Genomic DNA, 19110 nt, shown 5'->3' with positions numbered 1-19110 from the left:
CCGACCACTGCTTAGTTATAACTCGGATGACAATTCAGTCGACATCCCAATCCGGAGCAAAATCGGCGTGTATTGTCCGTCCGGCGGGGCTGCCAAGTGCAGATATTCGGCGCATATCATCGCGGCTGAGTTCAAAATCAAAAATGTCCAGATTGGCTTTGAGCCGGTCCGGATTGCTGCTTTTTGGAATGGCAATGACATTGTCTTGCTGCATGTGCCAACGCAAGGTCACTTGAACCGGGGACTTGCCGTGTTTTTCCGCAATTTCAGCAAGAACCGGTTCCTCCGCCACGCGCCCTTTGATGATCGGACAATAGGCGGTCAGCGTCATGCCGAGATCCGCACAGGTCTGCAGCAAGGTGTTTTGGCTCAAAAACGGATGGTATTCGACCTGATTGGTTATCAAATGGCCGTCCGCAAGGTCCTGCGCTTCCCACAAAAGCACCGAAGGAAAATTCGAAACCCCGATTGATTTAGTCAATCCGCGGGATTTGGCCTCCAATAGGCCACCTATTGTTTCCTTCAAAGAAATATCCGGATTGGGCCAATGCACCAGAAGAAGGTCAACATACCCGGTTCCGAGCCGTTTCACGCTGTCTTCAGCAGACCGCAACAAGGCCTCAGCGGACAGCTGATCCCACCAGACTTTCGTGGTTAAAAAGACCTCCGTGCGGTCAACACCCGAGGCCCGGATGCCCTCCCCGACGTCCTTTTCGTTGCCGTAGTAAACCGCCGTATCCACATGCCGGTACCCGTTCTGTAAAGCGAATGACACAGTCCGCACGCAATCTTCTTCGTGCAGATCCCAGGTCCCCAAACCAATGGCTGGAATTGAAACATCATGTAAGGATCTAAAAATCATTGTTGTTTTTTTCCAAGGACATAATCGCTGTGATCAGCATCACAGCCACTGATCGGAAACTGCCGCAAACTGTCAAACAGATTCAGACGGATATTCGGAGACAGTGAGATGACATTGTACATGAAAATCGGAGGCAGAACGGCGATTGAAAATGCCCTTCCAGCCTTGAGGGAAGCGCTTGAAGCTGACCCATGCTTTGATCTGCCTTCATCGCGTGGTGAATTCGAACAATCCGGAGATCTATGCGAGTTTCTTGTGTTTCTATTCGGTGGCTCGCCATTCTACGACGGCAAACCAGCCGCCGACCTTTTATCCCCCTTATGCAATTGCGAAGATGCTTACGAGCGGTTCGTCGACCACTTGGTCGCTGTCTTTTTCGGCCCATCCGGCAATTTCGAAGGCGAGGAAAGTCTGCGAACGATGATGAGCCGTCTCCGCCCGCGTGTTCTTGCCCCCAAACCAGTCCCTCCGGTACTGGTTTATTCGATCGAAAACGAACACATGCGCGTATGAAGACCAGCCTTTAAAAACAAAACGCCGGTGAAACATCACCGGCGCTCCAAAAAACTCGCAGATCGCGGTCAGTCAGCAATCAGCCCAGCTCATCAACGCTGGTGACGACCTTTCCAACGAGACCATAGTCAATGCCCTCTTCCGGGCTCATCCAATAGTCGCGATCAGTATCTTTTTCGATACGGTCGATCGGCTGGCCAGTTGCATCGGCAAAGATCTGGTTCAGACGGTCACGCATCTTGATGATTTCTTTGGCCTGGATCTCGATGTCGGTCGCCATGCCGCCAGCACCACCGGACGGTTGGTGCAAGAGGAAACGTGTGTTGGGCGTACAGAAACGCATTTCCTTCGGCACGGACACGTAGATCAAGGCCCCAGCACTTGCGACCCAGCCCATACCGAGAATGCGCACTTCTGGAGAAATGAACTTGATGGTGTCGTGAATCATGTCACCGGATTCAACGTGGCCGCCCGGAGACGAAACGATGACGGTGATTGGATCGTTCGAAACCTGTGCCAGCGCAAGCAGGCGGGAACACACGTCGCGGGCCATGTCCTGGGTCACCGGACCGGTGATCAGTACCGTGCGCGCTTCGAACAGATGCTTGTCGACCTGGATCGACTGTTGGGCTTTGGACTTTTCCTCGTCGTCATCGTCGAGGCGTGCAGGCACCGTGGTCGAATAGTTTTTCATGCGCAGGATTTAGCTCCCTTGGCTGTTGTGCCGGTCGGATCCGGCGGTTTTTTCCGGCAAAGTCGGCATGCCGACCTGATCCGGTTTGTTTCATGTGTAAGCGAAGAGGCCCGCTCTCGCAAATCATGTTGGCTTTCTTATTCCGAAAAGAGTTATCAGACCGCCAACGGATTCCGGCAATCTGTGAAATCAATCTGTCCGGTGTGGATGAACCGGCATTTTCCCACCCTTCCGGCCGACTATGAGATGCCAGGCGAGCATCACAGCAAATGGCAGAGATGGCCACACAAACCAAAGTGTCGACAGGCCCGAGGTCAACAGATTCAATACAAAGAAAAAGCCGATCATAAACACGCAAGAGCGCACACGCTTTGGCTGCGAGCGGAGCCAGCGGCGCGCTTGTTCAAATCCGTTGGCAACTGCTTGTGTGTCCTTTTCCCAATCGTGCGTTCGGTCAGTTGCTGCCCCGGCCTGCTCGCTGCGTTTTGACGGCTCCGGACCAGAGATATCTTCCGGTTCATTTCGGCCGCCCAATCGCACCGAATAGGTTTCAACCGGTTCCGTGACATTCTTGACTTGTTTTGGTCCGAGCGGATCAAAGCCCAGCGCAAGTTTGGTCCGGACCTGGTCATATACGGACTGGGACAGCATGATACCGCCCTTGGGCGCCAATTCCTGCAACCGTGCGGCGACATTGACACCATCACCATAGATGTCATCACCCTCAATCATGATGTCACCGAGATTAAGTCCGATCCGGAATTCCATCTTGGTAGCGTCGGGCAGTTCTGCATTTTTGTGCGAGAGCTCGTTCTGGATTTCGACCGCACATTGGACAGCCTCGATCACGGACGTGAACTCAACAATCACTGAATCGCCCCAGGTGTTGACGATCCGGCCATTATGGCGGCTGGTCAGAGACGACATGATGCTGCGGTAAGTTTTCAGCCGGCTCAATGTGCCGTCTTCATCCTGCTCCATGAGCCGGGAATAATGCGCGACATCCGCACACATGATTGCTGCTAAACGGCGCTTGGCCCGTTCCATAAACCTACCCCTGATTGCCTAACCATAGGAATGGGAAGCTGCAGCGCCAATTGCAAGGGAAAACAAATGCGATATTGCCGCAGAAGCCCACTTTCCCCAATGCGGTCAATCGATCGTCACACATCACTTGCCAAAGCACGCAAAGCCTCAACTGCCTCTTCGGCCCTTTCTTCGGGCACAAACACATGATCATGAAAGTAAGCTGCGACCACATTGGCCGGGATGCCCTTTTGCGCAAGAGCTTTGGAAACAGCAGCGGTCAACCCAACAGCTTCCAGAGAAGAATGCACGGTCAGCGTGATCCGGCGAAACCACTCCGCATCTGCCAGCCCAAGTTCGCGCGCCCGCTCCAGCGGCAAGATGGCAGTGACGCCCTCGGTTTCACAAAACAGGCCGATCGGCTCGTAATCAGCCAGTTCCATCAGGCCCTTTTTAGCAAACGTACAAAACACATAAGGCGCCGGATCCAGCATCGGCCGCATATGCGCAATCAGGTTCTGAAGATCTTTTTCACCGGTCATTGTTTTTTCCGTCAACTTGCCGCGCAACCCAACCTGCAATCAAAACCTGGGCCAGGAACCACGCGCAGCATCCCGTCCTGCAACGTACCAATACATCAATCCTGCCAATGCACCGGCGGCGACAAAAACACCGGTATCAAAAGCAGAATACTGAACGCCATCGATAACCCATGTCACCCAAAATCCAACCGCTGCGGCAGGTGCCATGTAATACCAAACGTTCCGAATAGAGAAGACTTCACCAGCAATGATGACGAGCGAAGCTGGCAAAACTGCCACAATGAGAGTTATCAAAAACAGGAGCAGGTAGGCCACCAGGTGAGCTGCTATGTAGTTTATTGAAATGTCGATGATTTCTGGGAGGTCAAAAAACTGGATTACGACGCCCAACACGACTGTAGCAGCAGCCACGAGACACGCACACAGATATCCCTTGAGTATCCTTTCAGGCGCCAAGAACTCCTCCATTTTTCAATGACTTGTTCTAATTTCCGGAATCAACATCGTAAGACCAACGTCTTCCAAGTGTTAAGCTAAAGCCCACCAACAAAAACAACCAACAATCCGGCTCCAATGGCAACCACTTTCCGCAGCGGTTTTGTGAAGCCAATCACGCCAAAGGAAATCAGGCCGAGCCCCACTCCGATTTTGGCTGCTGCGAGCAGCGCCAAGAGCGGTGTCTCGGTCAAGGCAATGACAGCCGGGTTTGCGATCATTGCCAGGGGAATGATGTAGAGCCCTATGCCCAGGGCCATCGCCGTGAACGCCACTTTCAACCAGTTTTCATCACTCATCCCAGCCGCGATGAAGACCGCGCCGCACACCGGCGGTGTGATGGTCGAAATCAGCGCAAACCAGAAAACAAACAAATGCGCCTGCAAGGGATCCAGGCCTTGTTGAATGAGCGCAGGCCCGGCGACAGAAACGCAAATTACGTAAGCCGCTGTCGTTGGCACTTCCATTCCAAGGATCAAACAGGCCAGAGCTGTCAGGAACAAGGACGGCCACAGATATCCGCCGGATCCGGACAGGATCAGCGACGTGATTTTGACGCCCAGGCCGGTGATCGACAAAACGCCGATGACGATTGAGGCGCAGATGATGATCGAGGCGATGACTGACACCTGTCGGGCAGCGCTCAAAAGCGCCTTTTCGAGCCGCGACAGGATTTCCGGGAGACTGGCAAGACCTTGAGAGTTGAAAAACAGCAGCGCAAATCCGGCCAGGATCGCCATGCAGGCCGCGTACTGTGGGGTATATTCAGCCATGAACATCCCATAAAGCAGCACCACAAAGGGCACCATGAAAAACGCTGATGTGATCGCAACTTGACGTCTGGCCGGCCGGTCTTCCTTGGCAACAGCTTTCAGATCGTAGTGCCGGGCATACGCATTGATGCCGATCCAGACTGCCAGAAAATAGAGGATGGCGGGCAACAGGGCCGCCATCATGATCTGGGTGTAGGGAACGCGTGTGAGCTCCACCATGACAAAGGCCCCCGCCCCCATCAATGGCGGCATGATCTGGCCACCGGACGATGCAACAGCTTCAACCGCGGCAGCCAGACGTTTGGGATAGCCAAGACGCGTCATGGCAGGGAGCGTGATCGCGCCGGTGGACGCAACATTGGCCGATGCCGAACCGGAGATTGAGCCAAACAGAGCCGACGACAGCACCGAGACTTTCGCAGCTCCGCCTTTGAGCCGGCCGGCGGCGGCTGCCGCCAGGTTCATAAACCCCTGCCCAGCTTCACCTGCGTTGAGCACTGCTCCGAAAATCACAAAGATCGCCACGACATTGACCGACACACCGGTCAGGCTGCCCCAGATCCCGCCTTCGGCAATCGTCAAGGTTCCCAAAAAACTCGCCAAAGGCGTGCCGGAGTGACCAAATTCGCCGGGAATATGCTGACCGAAGAGCCCATAGAGAAGCGCCAAGCCGGCAACGATGGGCAAGGGCCAGCCAATGGCCCGCCTTGCGCCTTCCAGCACAACGACCAGCAGCACGGCAGCGATTGCAAACTGCAGATCGCCTTCCAGAAAGCCGTATTGGTCGGACAGCATGTTCTGATTGATTGCCACCCACAAGCTGGCCGCCACACCAATCAGGCACAAAACAGCACCACTCGTGCGCTTGAAAAACCCGCCTTCGGCAAACAGGAAAATCCAGGGCAAGGCCAGTGCCAAGTGGACGGGGCGGCTGACCAGATTGGGCACAAGGCCTGAAAAAATCAGACCCAGATGAAACACCACCAGGGCCAAAGCCAGGCAAAGCATGAGGGTTCGCCGGATGGGCGGCTGTGTTGTGTCGCTGCTGATCATATGATGATTTTTGTTTAGCCAAGCTCCGGCGCAAACAGCGCCGGAGCAAAGTGCGTGGGAATTACTGCTGAGCGCCGGTCAGTTCAAAACCGGCTTCTTTGTAGTAGCGGATGGCGCCCGGATGGATCTTACCGGTGATGTTTTCCATCAAGCCTTGGTCCACACCGTTCCACCAGGCAGCGCCCTCACCCATTTTCGCCTTCTGCTCCCAGAAGGTTTTGGTCAAGGCATAGGCTGCATCATCGCTCATGGCCGTGGTTGTAAAGGCTGCGACCGGCAAAGACGTTGTGGTGATGTCGGCATCCTGACCGGCATAAGTGCCCGCTGGAATGACGAGCTTGGCCCGCTTGGATTTCATGATCTGCTCATCGGAAAGCGTAATCACGGTCACGCCCGTAGAGGCCGCAGCTTCAATGACGTTCGGCGCCGGCCAGGAGCCTGCGGTGACAAAGCCGTCGATCTGACCGTTCTTCAAAGCTGCAACCGCATTGGAGAGCTCGACCTCAGCCAGATCGACCTTGCCTTCCAGACCAAAGAGCTTCAGGTATTTTTCGCCTTCACGCGCACCAAACGAGCCTTTGCCGATCAGGATCGTTTTGCCTTCCATGCCGGCAAAATCAGTGACGCCACTCTTGTCCGACATGACAAAATGCATGGTCAGTGAGGGAATCGGAAAAAGCGCCCGAATCTCATCAAATTTCGGCGAGCCCTTGCCTTCAAACATGGCCTTGCCGCCCTGGGCGAGCTTCACCAGCACCGGTGGTGTTGTGAAGACGTAGTCGCCGCCACGAGCGCGGGCTTCCATGACGTTTTGAACAGAGCCCTGGCTTTCTTCGACGGTCACGATGATATCGCCGCCGCTGCCTTCCTTGACCGCCTCGGAAATCTGCACGCCCATCTGATAGTAGGACGAAGTTGATTTCGCAGACTTGTAGGTGATGCGTGTTTCCGCCTGTGCATGAACGGCTGCAAGCGACAAAGACAGGCTTATAGCCAGTTTCAAAAGACCGGATTTCATGTGTTTCTCCCTGATTTTTTGAAAGGTTAGAAAGAGCACCGATCCTGCGCAATGATGTTCTTAGGAAAAATGGTACGGTTTTTCCAATAATGCGCAGACATATTAACCGCAGTGCAGAATTGCGCTGATGTGCAAACTGCAGAATACAATCCCAGGTTTAACCATTGCCCGGGCTCTTTCATCAACACGGGCAAATACACCTAAGAAACGCTGGGGCTCCAAGGCCCCTCGACATAGTCGGCCTCATCGTCCCCCGGCCAGGGCGGCATCGAGATGCAGATGAATTTTAGCGGTTGGTCGCTATCGCAGCGGTATTGAAAGGCTGTTCCAACGGAGATGTCGATGGAGACGCCTGCCTCCAGGACAACTGTTTCTTCAACACCGTCTTTCTCGCGCCAAATCCGGCCCTGCCCCTCAAGGACATGCCAGAACTCGCTCACCGTCTTGTGGCGGGTGGCTCTGTTGACCTGCCCAGGCGGGACCGTGCTGTGGATCATGTTGCCGGTGTCGCCGTCCATGATAAAACGAATTTCCGCGCCCGCGGGAGATCTGGCGTCCGGCTTTTCTGGCAGCTTCGTGTGTTTCATGATGGTGTCTGTTCTCACGATTGCCCAAAGGCGAGTGCCATATTGCACAGCATTTCAAACAGGATCGAAACACCCAAAAACGCGGTTCCACCGCTTTGGTCAAACGGCGGCGATACTTCGACCAGATCCGCTCCGACGATATCGATTCCATCCAGCATCCTTGCAACTTGCAAGGCTTGAAAGGAGTTCGGCCCGCCGACTTCCGGTGTGCCGGTTCCCGGTGCAAATGCCGGATCGACAAAATCGATGTCATAGGAGACGTAAGTCGGTCCCGCCCCGGCGACTTCCTTCGCTTCGGCCATGACGTCGACAACGCCGCGCCGATGGAATTCTTCAATGACAATCACCCGGATGCCGACGCTTTCCGCAAAGTCCCGGTCCTCAAAATCGTAGGCTGTTCCCCGGATGCCGATCTGAACCACCCGTTTGGGGTCCAGGAGCCCCTCCTCCACAGCGCGACGGAATGGCGTGCCATGGGTATATTGTGTGCCACCAAAATAACTGTCGAAGAGATCCGTGTGGCTGTCGAAATGGATCATGCCGACGGCCCCGTGTTTCTTGGCGATTGACCGCAGGATCGGCAGTGAGCACAGATGATCCCCGCCGGCAGTGAGCGGCACAACTCCCGCCTCAAGCACCTGATCATAAAAGGCGGTCATCCGCTGCAGGCTATCCTCGACACTTGCCGGATTGGGGCCGACATCCCCAAGGTCGGCGCAGTTGGCCAGCTCGAACGGGCGCACGCCGGTTGCCCCATTTTGAGCCCGGATCATGGTGGACATATCGCGCAGCTGCCGCGGTCCGTGGCGCGGGCCCGGACGGTTGGTGGTGCCCCCGTCCCAAGGCGCGCCGATCAATCCGATCTGAACCTCCGCCAGCCTTGGGTCCTCCAATCCAACATGCGGCAAGCGCATGAATGTCGGCACGCCGGCAAAACGCGGTAAATCGAAACCGGATACAGGTTGGAAAAACGGATCGGACACGAGAAACTCCCAGACTAATACGCCAGCACATTGGCTGCCTTGGATAAGACATAACCACCATTGAAACAGTCAAGGGTCTTCCATCTTCAGCATGCGGGGACGGTCTCGCAATAGTGGCTAATTAGGCCGAGACGGCCCGGGCATAAAGGAAATATGGCCTGGGCTCTCTTGTTTGCCGCTGGGTTTCTTGAAGTTGCCTGGGCCTTTGCGATGTAGCAACCAGATGATTTCACACGCCCCTTCCAACAATAATCATGGGTATTGCCATGGCCAGGTCTTTTGGATTGCTCACACTGGCCATGTGCCCCCTTCCGCCCGGCACGGCCTATATGGTCTGGACCAGGATCTGAGTTATTGGCGCTTTTGCACCCGGGTCTGGCTGCGAGGCGAAACACTGACACCACAGCGGACGATTGCTGTCGTCTTGATTGTGGCCGGTAGGGTGACCATGAAGCTGTCCTGAGGGACACCATTCACCTGGAAAATGACGCAGCACCTGAAAGCAAACGCTTTCGCAAATTACCAATACCTCCAGCTATTCCATCGATTTGGATCGGTAAATATCCAGACTGAACCGCACAAGTTTATCGCCCAAATTAACTTCTACTCAAAGTTTTATTTCTAATGATCTCTATCGATAAGTTGACATTTTGAAGAGATTTCCATGGAGCGATTTTTCAGGTTTCTAATCGGCCTATCACTCAGCGGGTTTGTGGCAATTCTTGGCTTTGCCCTCACCGGCTACTCTGTAATTCAGATGTATAACGCCTACCAAGATTATCAGGATTTTGCTGAAAAGAAGGCCGTCTTCGAACTGGTTAGCGCACTTAAAAACGACGGAGTTAATTACGTCGAGATTGCAGAAAAAGTGTTCTTTCTTATTGGTTTCCTTCCACTCATTCTGATTATTCCAGGGTTGTTGCTGTTCGGATTTGGCATCAAACTTATGGTGCGGAAAATTAGTCAAGGTTTACCAGAGGCTGCCAAAAAACCGGAAAGTGAAGCCGAACTCTGGGGCAGCACCGCAATTTATGGCTTCGGTGTTTTCCTTACAGCACCGGCCATTTTCATGGGTGTGGTTGGAGCCCCCGAATATGTACCTGTGGTGTTTCATTCCGTTGAGACCCCCGGCATTGCAGTAAAGGTCACTGAAATAGAACCTTTTGGAAACGGCAGCCGTGGCACCTCTATTGTCCAAATTGAATTCACCGACTTAAACGGCCGCAGAGCAAAAGCGGATTTAAAAACATCAGTCCCTTTCGCAGATAACCTACGACGGCATCCGGACATAGAAATCGCTTATGTCCCGGGACGAACGGACAAGATTTACTCGGCCCGCTCGGTTCCCAGCATCAGCGGATACCTTTGGTCTTATATCTGGCGATTGGGAATGCTTTATGTTGCCGTTTGTGGCCTTTTGGCGAATTTCATGCCGAATAAGAGCGCCCCGACCAGCCGCCTCGGCGCACTGACACAACCTAATTCAAACAATAACTTGACCACCGAAACAGCGCAACGGCTGCGCCAGCGTGGCCGGAACAATGGATTTGGACGGAGGGGAACTTCCTAAACTGAACGCCCTCATTGCAAATGCGATTACTGAGCTTCAAAAATTTGCATCCTTGCCCGAAACCGCGCCCTTGAGAATGACTCATATGCCCGGACCGATCTCCTAAAATCCTACCAGCCGACCGGTTTACCCAGATGATCGAAAAATCCGCCTGAGTGCTTTGGTGTCAGGCTGTCAACGACCGACAACAACCGCAAAGCCGCAAACTCCGCCTGTTGCACTTCCAGTCCAGACTTTGCAAAACCTTCGGTGAGCGGCGTGCGTACCGTGCCTGGATGAAGCGCCACGCATATGGCTTCCGGTTTGCGACGCGCCAGTTCAGTTGCAGCGGTTTTGACCAGTTGATTGAGTGCTGCCTTTGACGCCCTGTAGCTGTACCAGCCACCCAATTTGTTATCCGAAATAGACCCAACCCGGGCCGACAGGGTCGCAAAGACACTTTTGCCGTCCCTGGGCAACAATGGCAGAAAATGCTTCATCAAAAGCGCCGGGCCAATTGCGTTGATGGCATAGGACTTTGCCAGAGCCTGTGGTTCCAGTTCCCGCAGGCTTTTCTCTGGTTTTTTGTCACCCAGCGTCAACGCACCTGTCGCATCTAGCACCAGTTCAATCCGAAGGTCCTGTTTCTCGACCCAATCAGCCGTCTCAGCGATCGTAGCTTCGTCCAGCAGATCTATTCTCGGGTTAGATCGCCGGCTCAAAGCGATGATCTGGTCATAATGACCGTCGGCCTCCAACTCCGCCACGATCGCTTTTCCAATTCCACCCGTCGCACCGATCACGAGTGCCGCCGTTTCAGTCATGTTTTTCCCAATGCGCTATGCCTTGGGAATCAGTACGCACCCACGCACTGCCCAGATCTAATCCGCCGCTGACAGATAGCTGTTCAGGGCGGTCAAAAACTGCCGAAAACACTTGCCAATATGATCAGGGCTATCAAGGAAATCATCGGGATGACCACCGCAACCATGAAGACATCAAAATAAGCTTCTTTATGCCCAAGCTGGCAAATCCCGAGGACGGTAATCACCGCTCCGTTGTGGGGCAACGCATCCATCGCCCCGGAAGCGACCGATGTGATCCGGTGCATCGCTTCCAGCGACGTCCCTGTCGCTTTGGCCATGTCGACAAAGGTTCCGCCCAGCGCATCGAGCGCAATGCTCATGCCGCCGGATGCAGAGCCGGTCAATCCTGAAAGAATTGCTACGGACACTGCCACTGCAATGAGCGGGTCGGTAGAACCGAGCCCAATGAGAGCTTCCGTGACGGTTTGAAACCCTGGCAAGGCTGCGACAACCGCACCAAATCCAACAAGGCTCGCCGTTGCAAAAATCGGCAAGACAGACGCGTCCGCGCCTTTGTTCAGGCTTGCTTTTAAATCACTCAGCCGTCCCCAATTGGTGCCAATGACAAAGAGGCTCGCCAACGTTAAAGCGATGATAACCGCCCAAAGCCCGCGAACTGCCTCTAGATTGGTTTCTCCAAACAAGGGCAGCGATAGGAAATCGACCTGGAGCAAAGGAACAATGAACTGAATAAACGCCATATTGACGGCCACCACGACCACCACCGGCGCGATGGCGAGTGCAAACGAAGGCAAGCCAGACGGGGCGGTATCTTTCACCTGATCTTTGACATCAATCTCAGCAATATCAAACCCTTCCGCCTGGGCTTGCTCCCGCATCACGACGGTTGGTTTGACAATGCTGTCTTCATGAGTGCCGTACCCCTCCCCAGTTGCGATAGCTTGGGCGTGGCGGCGGTTTAGCCAAACCATCCCTAATCCAAACATCAGTGCAGCGGTGATGACACCCAGTCCAGGCGCTGCGAACGATGTAGTCCCGAAAAACGGCATTGGAATTGCGTTCTGGATAGCAGGACTGCCGGGAAGCGCGGACATTGTGAAGGTAAAAGCCCCAAGCGCGATGGTTCCTGGAATAAGCCGCTTGGGAATATCGGCATCCCGGTAAAGCGATGCGGCGATCGGATAAACCGCGAAGGCCACAACGAACAGGGAAACACCTCCAAATGTCAGTACGGCGCAGCACAGAACCACGGCAAGGATCGCCCTCTCCGGCCCTAGCCAAGCGATCACACCCTTTGCGATGGATTCAGCGCACCCACTGTCATCCATCAATTTGCCGAAAACAGCCCCAAGCAGAAACAATGGGAAGAAGTCGATAATGAAATCGCCCGTGTTGCTCATGAATATCTGAGTATAGGCAGCAAGCGGCGGCAATGCCCCTGAAATGATCGCCGCCAAAAGCGCCATCAGTGGCGCAACGATTAAAATCGTCACACCTTTGAAGGCTAGAAACATCAACAGCCCGAGGGCGACGAGAATGGCAAGAAGGTCCATCAGCTGTCGAGCTCCCGTTCCTCTTCCTCCGGCAAATGGGCCGGTTTCAAGCTTTCCTCAAACACAAACCTGGGGCTCCAGGTTGTTCGTTTGCCAACATCCTCCCAATGCTGATCAATCCAGGTTTCAGCCGTGGTACGCCCAAGCTTGTGAAGATGATGCAGGAACTGGCGTTCTGCGTTCAATTTGCTGGAAACGCTCAGATCGCGCATTTCCGCCTCGGCACTAATCATATGCAGCCGGGCATCGCGATACGCCTCCCGCTCCAGGCCTTCGTGCTGGATCAGTTCGTAAAGAAAACCAATCGACCGCAACTCCTTGATCAAACTGCCGTTGAAGGTGATTTCATTCAACCGGTTTTCGATCTCATAGGCGGTTTTGGGAACCTCTTCTCGGTAAAACGGATTGATCTGAATGAGGACCACATCCCTGGCGTTGGTCTCGTCAATCAAGGGAAACAGCGGCGGATTCCCCATATAACCGCCGTCCCAATAAGCCTCGCCGTCGATCTCGACCGCCTGGAACATAAATGGCAAGCACGCAGACGCCATCACAGCTTCGGCAGATAGATCCGGTTGGCGGAAAACCTTTGGCCGGCCGGTCCTCACATTGGTCGCTGACAAAAACAAACGCGGAGTTTCGGACCGATTAATTAGATCAAAATCGAAAATATCTTCGACGATATCCTTGAGCGGATTGATATCCATCGGATTGTACTGGTAGGGCGAAAAACTGCGGCTGAAATGTTGTGACAATATGAAACTTGGGGAGTATTCAAGGCTCCAGCGCCCCCACAACCGATCAAGAACAGTCCGCTGTATCGGGCTGTAGCGCGCTGCATCGCTTATCGCCAGCCAGTAGTCGCTGAGAAGTTCCCGGGCTCTCTCCGCACTGCCCTCACACAGCCCTTGCGCCAATGCGACGGCATTCATAGCCCCAGCGCTTGTGCCGGATATCCCGGCGATTTCGAGATCCGGCTCCTCCAGCAAACGGTCAAGCACCCCCCAAGTGAAGGCCCCATGCGCCCCGCCGCCTTGCAACGCGATGTCGATTTGTTTCTTCATAAAATCAGCTCACCAACTTCCAAGAACCGATCAGGTAAAAACGTCCGCTTGTGCCAGTTACCCGCTATTTACGGGTGCGGGTGTTTGAGGCCGCTCTGCTACCGGGCTTATGAAACTGCCAATCCGATCTTATTGCAATGCACAATTCAATGAATTTTTGCACCTTAGCCTTTCCTCGGTTGGTGCAAGCATGAACGTCATAATGGAGAAGCCTGTGGCCACCGGGCTGCGTCTTCGTTCATAGCGCCTTTCAGAAGATCAACCTAAAGATCTGACTGACACCAAGGCAGATAACTTGTTCAAACAGTGCCTGTCTGCCGCAGTTCTGCCAGAACCGCAGCTCTAATGCTGCCGGTTGCCCCAATCGCGATTGCTGTCGCTGCTGCCATGGTTCCTCAATTTGTACCAGTACCTTTACGCAGCACCCCAGCTTAAGATTTGCGGAGCAACAACAGCAACATTTCCAGATTCAAAATGCCATGAATTTCCTGTCAAGCTGCTTCACATCGCACTTTGAAAAACCGCCATACCTTCCCCAAAAATGGCTACTGGAATTCTCAGCGTTTATTAAATTTCCAATAGTAGATGAGTGGCCAAAATACAAACCGGATTGTCCGAACTGTTATCGGGCGGGAGTTCTGCATCATCTTCGACGCATAGCGGTCTGCTTCTCTTTCCTGTTCCGGCACTTGTCCACCTTCGAGGTGGCCACAAGCATGGCAACCAACTTCGTGATAAAAAGTCTTTTCGACCAGAAAATTGCGCCACCAAAGCGAAATGCCACGCACTTTTTCATCAGACGGCCAAGCAAGAATAACTCCTGAAAAGGGAAGATTGTATAGGCCCAAATAGTCAAGTTGTGGATGAGACGCGACGACATCAACCCTCGTCACATCCTTAAGATCTAGATCTCGTGTTTGGCCCCATTTCTCCAGTTTTTTGATGATTTCACTTTTATTCTCTATTTCGTCCGAAATGAATACAGGGACGTCAGGACCTATCCTCGTTGCTGCCGCATCGCCACACCGAAGCGACAACACTTTGAGTGTAAGCCGATGATGCGGGTTTAGATCAGTAATCGAAAGCCGCCGGATTTCCTTACGGAAAGAAACTGTGTCCAGTTCGTGAAGTAGAGCAAGAAGAACCCCAAAATACTTCGCGATCGGACCGCTTGGTTTCTTTTCCCAAGCATCAGTCTGTAGCTTGCGCCGGACAACCGCTTCTGAGCCGCATTTATCTTGAAGCAGCCCCCTCCAAGAATCTCTAATCGTTTCCACATCATCTGTCGCCACACCGCGCAACAAATGACTGAGAATGGTGGATGGCTCATTCGTCATGTATGCCGTGATCCCTGTAGGTGCATACGAAATAGGCGGCGAAATCAGTCAAGGATTTCACCGCCTATTGCAACCTGAAATTACGTAAACACTCTTAGCCCGTCTTCGAGAAAATCTCTCGGCCGATGAGCATGCGGCGGATTTCGGAGGTGCCGGCGCCGATTTCATAAAGTTTGGCATCGCGCAGCAAGCGGCCAGTCGGATATTCGTTGATATAACCGTTTCCACCGAGCAGCTGGATCGCATCGAGAGCCATTTTGGTCGCGTTTTCCGCCGCATAGAGGATCGCGCCAGCGGCATCTTCGCGGGTGGTTTCGCCGCGGTCACACGCCTGCGCCACCGCATAGACATAGGATTTGGATGCGTTCATAGAAACGTACATGTCCGCAACCTTGCCCTGAACCAGCTGGAAGGTGCCGATCGGCTTGCCGAACTGTTCGCGCTCATGGACATAAGGGATCACAATGTCCATGGCGGCCTGCATTATACCGATGCAGCCGGCCGCCAGAACCGTGCGTTCATAGTCGAGACCGGACATCAGGACATTGACGCCCTTGCCAACTTCACCGAGCACGTTTTCTTCCGGAACCTCACAGTTCTGGAACACCAGCTCGCCGGTTTCCGACCCGCGCATGCCAAGTTTGTCGAGTTTCTGGGCAACGGAAAACCCTGGAAAATCCTTTTCCACCAGGAAGGCTGTGATGCCCTTTGGGCCAGCGTCCGGATCGGTCTTGGCGTAGATGATCATGGTCTCAGCGGTCGGGCCGTTGGTGATCCACATCTTGGAACCGTTGAGGATGTATTTGTCGCCCTTTTTCTCGGCCTTCAGCTTCATGGAGACAACATCAGATCCTGCGCCCGGCTCGGACATGGCGAGCGCGCCCAGATGTTCACCGGAAATCAGCTTGCCGAGGTAGCGATTTTTCTGGTCGTCATTGCCCCAGCGGCGCAGCTGGTTGACGCAAAGGTTGGAGTGCGCGCCGTAGCTGAGGCCGATGGAAGCCGACGCCCGGCTGACCTCTTCCATGGCAATACAGTGTTCCAGATAGCCGAGGCCGGAGCCGCCCCACTCTTCTTCCACAGTAATGCCATGCAGGCCAAGTTCGCCCATTTCCGGCCAAAGTTCACGCGGGAACCAGTCGTCCCTGTCGATCTTTTCTGCCAGCGGCGCAATCCGGTCCTGGGAATAGGAGCGGACCGTGTCCCGCAGCATGTCGGCGGTTTCGCCGAGGTTGAAGTTGAAGCTCGGAAAATCGTTGCGGATCATATCGTATCCTCCCATTTGCGCTTTTCGTAGCGCACAAAGTTGCTCAACTTGCCGACCCGGTCATAAAGCTTGCGGGCCGTCGTGTTGTGATCATGTGTGTGCCAATAAACATTGCTGCAGCCACTCTCATCAGCTGCTGCATAAACAGCCTCGATCAGTTTCCGGCCAACCCCGCCGCCGCGTATCTGGCCATCGACAAAGAGGTCTTCCAGATAACAGGTGGGTTCCAGCGACCAGGTGCTGGCGTGAAACAGGTAGTGGACAAAACCGACGAGCTTGCCGTCCTGTTCGGCGACAAAACCATCGTGGTACTCCTCTCCAAGAAGCCGCTCAAACAAGATGTTTGAAATCTCGTCCGTGAGGGTTTGCTCATAGAAAGAAAGATAGGCCTGCCAAAGGCCCCACCAAGCGGCCTTATCATCTCGTGTGATCGGCCGGATTTTCACGTCACTCATTGTTAATCCTTCACCCCGGAAACGCTCATCAGCGTGAACAGGCCCGTTGCGACATGCACTTGCTCGGTGTCTCCGAGCCCATAAACATCCGCGCGGGCAATGGTCAGGGTCCGCCCTGGTTTGATTACCCGCCCGCGAGCCACAAGGATATCTTGCGCGGCCGGATTGAGCAGGTTCACCTTGTATTCGGTTGTCAGAACGCCAACACCGTCGGCAAACAGGCTGAGCGCGGCATATCCGGCGGCGCTGTCGGCAATGGCCGACGTCGCTCCGGCATGGAAAAAGCCGTGCTGCTGAGTAAGTTCCGGTTTCAGCTTGAGTTCCAGATCAACGGCACCCGGCGCAAGATGGGATATCTCAGCCCCCAAATAGGTCATGAACCCCTGAGCCTTGAAACTCTTGCGGACCCGCTGCTCCCAATCCTCAGATCTCGGTGTCAAATCCATCAAGGGCTCTCCTCACTGGGCACAGGGCTGAGTTCTTCCATCCGCGCGAGCGCACCGGCTTCCACTTCTTCCAGTTCCAGCAAAGTCAATTCAATGTCCCGCTGTTTTTCCAAAAGCTCATCCCGGCGTGCAGAGATCTTTTCCATCAGCAAGCGCAACTGCCCGGCTTCTCCGGGCGCGCTGCCGTACATGCCGATCAATTCCTTGACCTCGGCCAAAGAAAAGCCAAGCCGTTTGCCGCGCAGAATCAGTTTGATGCGGGTCCGGTCACCCGGCGTATAGAGCCGTTGACGCCCACGCCGCTGGGGTGTCACCAAGCCTTGCGCCTCGTAAAACCGAAGCGTCCTGGTGGTGATGTCAAACTCCTGCGTAAGCTGGGTAATGGTAAAATAACGCTGCATGCCCGATCCTTTGGGGCGCAGACTTTCTTCTTTTTACGTTAAAGTCAATAGATCAGTTTTTCATCATATTTTTCAATAAATTATCTTTGCAAATCCTTGAGTGCCAGGCCCTTTTGCAAAACATTCAAATCAGCATTCCCAGAGATTCCGCTGACCGTCCCGCGCTGATGATACTGCCACAGCACCCATTCCTTTGCATAAGACGGTGCATGCCAGATCGAGCGGACCCACAGCCGCCGGTTCAATCCGCGGTCTTTCAGGTAAGTTTTGTAGAACTCTTCCGGCGCATAAAAGATTACGCGTTTGCCGGTTGCCGGCTCCACGGCGGCTACAAAATCGCTGATTTCCGTAAGCATCTCGCCAACGGTCGGACGGCGGGCACAATTGCCTTCAAACTCCAGATCCAGCATCGGCGCGAGCATGTCAGGATCATCAGGTAGAACCGAAAGGAAGTTGCGCGCCTGAGCAGCGCCTTCCTTGCACAGGCTGAAATAATGATAAGCCCCTCTGGCAAGGCCAGCAGACTTAGCCCCCTCCCAATTGCGTTTGAAAGCACTATCCTTGAAGTCCCCTCCCTCACTCGCCTTGATGTAAGCGAAGGAAACGTCGTCGCCGGCGACCGCTTGCCAGTCGATGTCCTTTTGATGGTGGGAGACATCTACCCCGCGCAGAGTGTAATCGTCCCGGTCCGGTTCCCAGTTCATGAAAAAGAAAGCTGCTCCCGCAATAGAAATCACACCGCCCACGGCAATGTAGAACAAGGTCCGCAAGACTGCTTGCAAGAAATTCATTCCGCCCCTCTTCAACGGCCCCAATAGCAGTCACACCATGCCCGAAGAATCTTTAAAAATCAGGATAGATAATTCGGCCAGAGTGGTGCTGCGGCCAGCTCCAAAATATTGCCATCCGGATCCTTGAAATAAAGGCTTGTGCCACCGGCGGGCCAATCCACTTCGCTGATAATGTCTATCTGGTTTTCTCTAAGATAAGCCCGCCAAGGATCGAGCGTCTCCGGTTTGATTTTGAAGGCAAAATGGCCAGATCCGCTGGTATCATGTCCCGGCACAACACCGCCAGGGGTTGGAACATCCGCGCCCGTGTGTCCGCGAAAAAACACCAACAAGGTCTGTTCCGGTCCAGCGTCATAAGCAAAGAGCCTATCGCCCGCGACCATGCGTTTAAGCCCCAGGATCCCGCCGTAAAAATCATGGGCGATGTCCATGTCGTCGACATAAACCGAGGTTTCTAAAATACCATTGATTTCTGGACGTTCGGCCACCACCACTTCCTATTCGAAACCCATTAGACCGTATCAAATCCGTTACCAGACCCGATCTTTGGCGAACATGCACAGACGCCATTCGGATCAAAAGGTAACGCCGTCTGCGATCATAACCGGATTGAATTCCGTCACAACATACTCAGCGAGGCCTTCCTGTTTGAACGGGTCTTGCTGAAGGACCGCTTCGATCATGTCCCGGATTTCTGCCTTCGCCAGGATGATGCCGCCGGTGCGTGGTTTCTTGGGGCCTGACGCGACAAACAGGCCGGCCTCATAGTTCGTTTTCAAGAAATCACGGTTCGGTTCGAGATGAGGATCAACCTGATCCAACGGGACAACATAGGTGAGATCAACGACAAACAGGTTTTGGGCCATTGATTGAA

Annotated in this window: 23 protein-coding genes; 3 read left to right on the top strand and 20 right to left on the bottom strand. The window is 54.0% G+C overall.

What is annotated here, in order from left to right; genetic code table 11:
- Nucleotides 1–34 precede the first annotated feature (34 nt).
- Nucleotides 35–862, bottom strand: coding sequence for an aldo/keto reductase (locus FJ695_RS15505; RefSeq protein ID WP_141186288.1), 828 nt, complete (start codon nucleotides 860–862; stop codon nucleotides 35–37).
- A 108-nt stretch (nucleotides 863–970) separates the two neighbouring features.
- Here FJ695_RS15505 and FJ695_RS15500 point away from each other — a divergent pair, with 108 nt between their 5' ends.
- Nucleotides 971–1375 carry a Clp protease ClpP gene (locus FJ695_RS15500; RefSeq protein ID WP_168206377.1) on the top strand — a complete coding sequence of 135 codons (405 nt, stop codon included), beginning with the start codon at nucleotides 971–973 and terminating at the stop codon, nucleotides 1373–1375.
- A 79-nt stretch (nucleotides 1376–1454) separates the two neighbouring features.
- Here the strand turns inward: FJ695_RS15500 and FJ695_RS15495 are convergent, their stop codons facing one another.
- The 8 genes from FJ695_RS15495 to speB form a co-directional block, all read right to left on the bottom strand.
- Nucleotides 1455–2069, bottom strand: a complete 615-nt coding sequence (locus FJ695_RS15495; protein WP_141186286.1) for an ATP-dependent Clp protease proteolytic subunit — start codon at nucleotides 2067–2069, stop codon at nucleotides 1455–1457.
- Between the two features lie 189 nt (nucleotides 2070–2258).
- The gene (locus FJ695_RS15490) at nucleotides 2259–3116 is read right to left on the bottom strand and encodes an adenylate/guanylate cyclase domain-containing protein (protein ID WP_141186285.1); all 858 of its coding nucleotides are present in this window, start codon (nucleotides 3114–3116) and stop codon (nucleotides 2259–2261) included.
- Nucleotides 3117–3232: 116 nt separating this feature from the next.
- On the bottom strand, nucleotides 3233–3637 hold the full coding sequence (locus FJ695_RS15485) for an ACT domain-containing protein (protein WP_141186284.1): 405 nt from the start codon (nucleotides 3635–3637) through the stop codon (nucleotides 3233–3235).
- A gap of 39 nt (nucleotides 3638–3676) precedes the next feature.
- Nucleotides 3677–4093 (bottom strand): hypothetical protein, encoded by a 417-nt coding sequence (locus tag FJ695_RS15480; RefSeq protein WP_141186283.1) that lies wholly within the window; start codon nucleotides 4091–4093, stop codon nucleotides 3677–3679.
- A 77-nt stretch (nucleotides 4094–4170) separates the two neighbouring features.
- On the bottom strand, nucleotides 4171–5958 hold the full coding sequence (locus FJ695_RS15475) for a TRAP transporter permease (protein WP_371708786.1): 1788 nt from the start codon (nucleotides 5956–5958) through the stop codon (nucleotides 4171–4173).
- Between the two features lie 61 nt (nucleotides 5959–6019).
- A complete protein-coding gene (locus tag FJ695_RS15470; RefSeq protein WP_141186282.1) occupies nucleotides 6020–6976 on the bottom strand; it encodes a TAXI family TRAP transporter solute-binding subunit in 957 nt (318 codons plus the stop codon).
- Between the two features lie 200 nt (nucleotides 6977–7176).
- Nucleotides 7177–7563 (bottom strand): cupin domain-containing protein, encoded by a 387-nt coding sequence (locus tag FJ695_RS15465; RefSeq protein ID WP_141186281.1) that lies wholly within the window; start codon nucleotides 7561–7563, stop codon nucleotides 7177–7179.
- A 14-nt stretch (nucleotides 7564–7577) separates the two neighbouring features.
- A complete protein-coding gene (speB, locus tag FJ695_RS15460) occupies nucleotides 7578–8546 on the bottom strand; it encodes an agmatinase (RefSeq protein ID WP_141186280.1) in 969 nt (322 codons plus the stop codon).
- Between the two features lie 254 nt (nucleotides 8547–8800).
- Here speB and FJ695_RS28485 point away from each other — a divergent pair, with 254 nt between their 5' ends.
- Nucleotides 8801–8896: a hypothetical protein gene (locus FJ695_RS28485; RefSeq protein ID WP_371708785.1), complete on the top strand. Its 96-nt coding sequence runs from the start codon at nucleotides 8801–8803 to the stop codon at nucleotides 8894–8896.
- 314 nt (nucleotides 8897–9210) lie between these two features.
- A complete protein-coding gene (locus tag FJ695_RS15450) occupies nucleotides 9211–10116 on the top strand; it encodes a hypothetical protein (RefSeq protein WP_141186279.1) in 906 nt (301 codons plus the stop codon).
- A gap of 110 nt (nucleotides 10117–10226) precedes the next feature.
- Here the strand turns inward: FJ695_RS15450 and FJ695_RS15445 are convergent, their stop codons facing one another.
- The 11 genes from FJ695_RS15445 to FJ695_RS15395 form a co-directional block, all read right to left on the bottom strand.
- Nucleotides 10227–10919: an SDR family NAD(P)-dependent oxidoreductase gene (locus FJ695_RS15445; RefSeq protein WP_141186278.1), complete on the bottom strand. Its 693-nt coding sequence runs from the start codon at nucleotides 10917–10919 to the stop codon at nucleotides 10227–10229.
- Between the two features lie 92 nt (nucleotides 10920–11011).
- Nucleotides 11012–12475, bottom strand: a complete 1464-nt coding sequence (locus tag FJ695_RS15440) for a GntP family permease (protein ID WP_209010677.1) — start codon at nucleotides 12473–12475, stop codon at nucleotides 11012–11014.
- Complete coding sequence (locus FJ695_RS15435; RefSeq protein WP_141186276.1) at nucleotides 12475–13539, bottom strand: patatin-like phospholipase family protein; 1065 nt, start codon at nucleotides 13537–13539, stop codon at nucleotides 12475–12477. Before FJ695_RS15435 ends, FJ695_RS15440 begins: the two co-directional genes overlap by 1 nt.
- 557 nt (nucleotides 13540–14096) lie before the next feature.
- On the bottom strand, nucleotides 14097–14876 hold the full coding sequence (locus FJ695_RS15430) for a hypothetical protein (protein WP_141186275.1): 780 nt from the start codon (nucleotides 14874–14876) through the stop codon (nucleotides 14097–14099).
- 94 nt (nucleotides 14877–14970) lie between these two features.
- On the bottom strand, nucleotides 14971–16143 hold the full coding sequence (locus FJ695_RS15425; RefSeq protein ID WP_141186274.1) for an isovaleryl-CoA dehydrogenase: 1173 nt from the start codon (nucleotides 16141–16143) through the stop codon (nucleotides 14971–14973).
- Nucleotides 16140–16598: a GNAT family N-acetyltransferase gene (locus tag FJ695_RS15420; RefSeq protein ID WP_141186273.1), complete on the bottom strand. Its 459-nt coding sequence runs from the start codon at nucleotides 16596–16598 to the stop codon at nucleotides 16140–16142. Before FJ695_RS15420 ends, FJ695_RS15425 begins: the two co-directional genes overlap by 4 nt.
- A 2-nt stretch (nucleotides 16599–16600) precedes the next feature.
- On the bottom strand, nucleotides 16601–17044 hold the full coding sequence (locus FJ695_RS15415) for a PaaI family thioesterase (RefSeq protein WP_141186272.1): 444 nt from the start codon (nucleotides 17042–17044) through the stop codon (nucleotides 16601–16603).
- Nucleotides 17044–17445: a MerR family DNA-binding transcriptional regulator gene (locus tag FJ695_RS15410; protein ID WP_141186271.1), complete on the bottom strand. Its 402-nt coding sequence runs from the start codon at nucleotides 17443–17445 to the stop codon at nucleotides 17044–17046. The genes FJ695_RS15415 and FJ695_RS15410 overlap by 1 nt, the downstream gene beginning before the upstream one ends.
- An 80-nt stretch (nucleotides 17446–17525) precedes the next feature.
- On the bottom strand, nucleotides 17526–18236 hold the full coding sequence (locus FJ695_RS15405; RefSeq protein WP_141186270.1) for a GH25 family lysozyme: 711 nt from the start codon (nucleotides 18234–18236) through the stop codon (nucleotides 17526–17528).
- A 59-nt stretch (nucleotides 18237–18295) separates the two neighbouring features.
- The gene (locus FJ695_RS15400) at nucleotides 18296–18724 is read right to left on the bottom strand and encodes a VOC family protein (protein WP_141186269.1); all 429 of its coding nucleotides are present in this window, start codon (nucleotides 18722–18724) and stop codon (nucleotides 18296–18298) included.
- Between the two features lie 87 nt (nucleotides 18725–18811).
- Nucleotides 18812–19102 carry a YciI family protein gene (locus FJ695_RS15395; RefSeq protein WP_247653645.1) on the bottom strand — a complete coding sequence of 97 codons (291 nt, stop codon included), beginning with the start codon at nucleotides 19100–19102 and terminating at the stop codon, nucleotides 18812–18814.
- Between the last annotated feature and the right edge of the window lie 8 nt (nucleotides 19103–19110).

It is taken from the genome of Labrenzia sp. PHM005, from assembly GCF_006517275.1.
Taxonomy (GTDB): Bacteria; Pseudomonadota; Alphaproteobacteria; order Rhizobiales; family Stappiaceae; genus Roseibium.
The sequence above is the reverse complement of the archived record's forward strand: the minus strand, read 5'-3'. Positions and strand labels throughout refer to the sequence as shown.

What these genes read in the sequence shown, in the direction of transcription:
- FJ695_RS15505 (WP_141186288.1), bottom strand. Translation starts at nt 862, where the DNA reads ATGATTTTTAGATCCTTACATGATGTTTCAATTCCAGCCATTGGTTTG.
- FJ695_RS15500 (WP_168206377.1), top strand. Translation starts at nt 971, where the DNA reads ATGACATTGTACATGAAAATCGGAGGCAGAACGGCGATTGAAAATGCC.
- FJ695_RS15495 (WP_141186286.1), bottom strand. Translation starts at nt 2,069, where the DNA reads ATGAAAAACTATTCGACCACGGTGCCTGCACGCCTCGACGATGACGAC.
- FJ695_RS15490 (WP_141186285.1), bottom strand. Translation starts at nt 3,116, where the DNA reads ATGGAACGGGCCAAGCGCCGTTTAGCAGCAATCATGTGTGCGGATGTC.
- FJ695_RS15485 (WP_141186284.1), bottom strand. Translation starts at nt 3,637, where the DNA reads ATGACCGGTGAAAAAGATCTTCAGAACCTGATTGCGCATATGCGGCCG.
- FJ695_RS15475 (WP_371708786.1), bottom strand. Translation starts at nt 5,958, where the DNA reads ATGATCAGCAGCGACACAACACAGCCGCCCATCCGGCGAACCCTCATG.
- FJ695_RS15470 (WP_141186282.1), bottom strand. Translation starts at nt 6,976, where the DNA reads ATGAAATCCGGTCTTTTGAAACTGGCTATAAGCCTGTCTTTGTCGCTT.
- FJ695_RS15465 (WP_141186281.1), bottom strand. Translation starts at nt 7,563, where the DNA reads ATGAAACACACGAAGCTGCCAGAAAAGCCGGACGCCAGATCTCCCGCG.
- FJ695_RS28485 (WP_371708785.1), top strand. Translation starts at nt 8,801, where the DNA reads ATGGGTATTGCCATGGCCAGGTCTTTTGGATTGCTCACACTGGCCATG.
- FJ695_RS15450 (WP_141186279.1), top strand. Translation starts at nt 9,211, where the DNA reads ATGGAGCGATTTTTCAGGTTTCTAATCGGCCTATCACTCAGCGGGTTT.
- FJ695_RS15445 (WP_141186278.1), bottom strand. Translation starts at nt 10,919, where the DNA reads ATGACTGAAACGGCGGCACTCGTGATCGGTGCGACGGGTGGAATTGGA.
- FJ695_RS15440 (WP_209010677.1), bottom strand. Translation starts at nt 12,475, where the DNA reads ATGGACCTTCTTGCCATTCTCGTCGCCCTCGGGCTGTTGATGTTTCTA.
- FJ695_RS15435 (WP_141186276.1), bottom strand. Translation starts at nt 13,539, where the DNA reads ATGAAGAAACAAATCGACATCGCGTTGCAAGGCGGCGGGGCGCATGGG.
- FJ695_RS15430 (WP_141186275.1), bottom strand. Translation starts at nt 14,876, where the DNA reads ATGACGAATGAGCCATCCACCATTCTCAGTCATTTGTTGCGCGGTGTG.
- FJ695_RS15425 (WP_141186274.1), bottom strand. Translation starts at nt 16,143, where the DNA reads ATGATCCGCAACGATTTTCCGAGCTTCAACTTCAACCTCGGCGAAACC.
- FJ695_RS15420 (WP_141186273.1), bottom strand. Translation starts at nt 16,598, where the DNA reads ATGAGTGACGTGAAAATCCGGCCGATCACACGAGATGATAAGGCCGCT.
- FJ695_RS15415 (WP_141186272.1), bottom strand. Translation starts at nt 17,044, where the DNA reads ATGGATTTGACACCGAGATCTGAGGATTGGGAGCAGCGGGTCCGCAAG.
- FJ695_RS15410 (WP_141186271.1), bottom strand. Translation starts at nt 17,445, where the DNA reads ATGCAGCGTTATTTTACCATTACCCAGCTTACGCAGGAGTTTGACATC.
- FJ695_RS15405 (WP_141186270.1), bottom strand. Translation starts at nt 18,236, where the DNA reads ATGAATTTCTTGCAAGCAGTCTTGCGGACCTTGTTCTACATTGCCGTG.
- FJ695_RS15395 (WP_247653645.1), bottom strand. Translation starts at nt 19,102, where the DNA reads ATGGCCCAAAACCTGTTTGTCGTTGATCTCACCTATGTTGTCCCGTTG.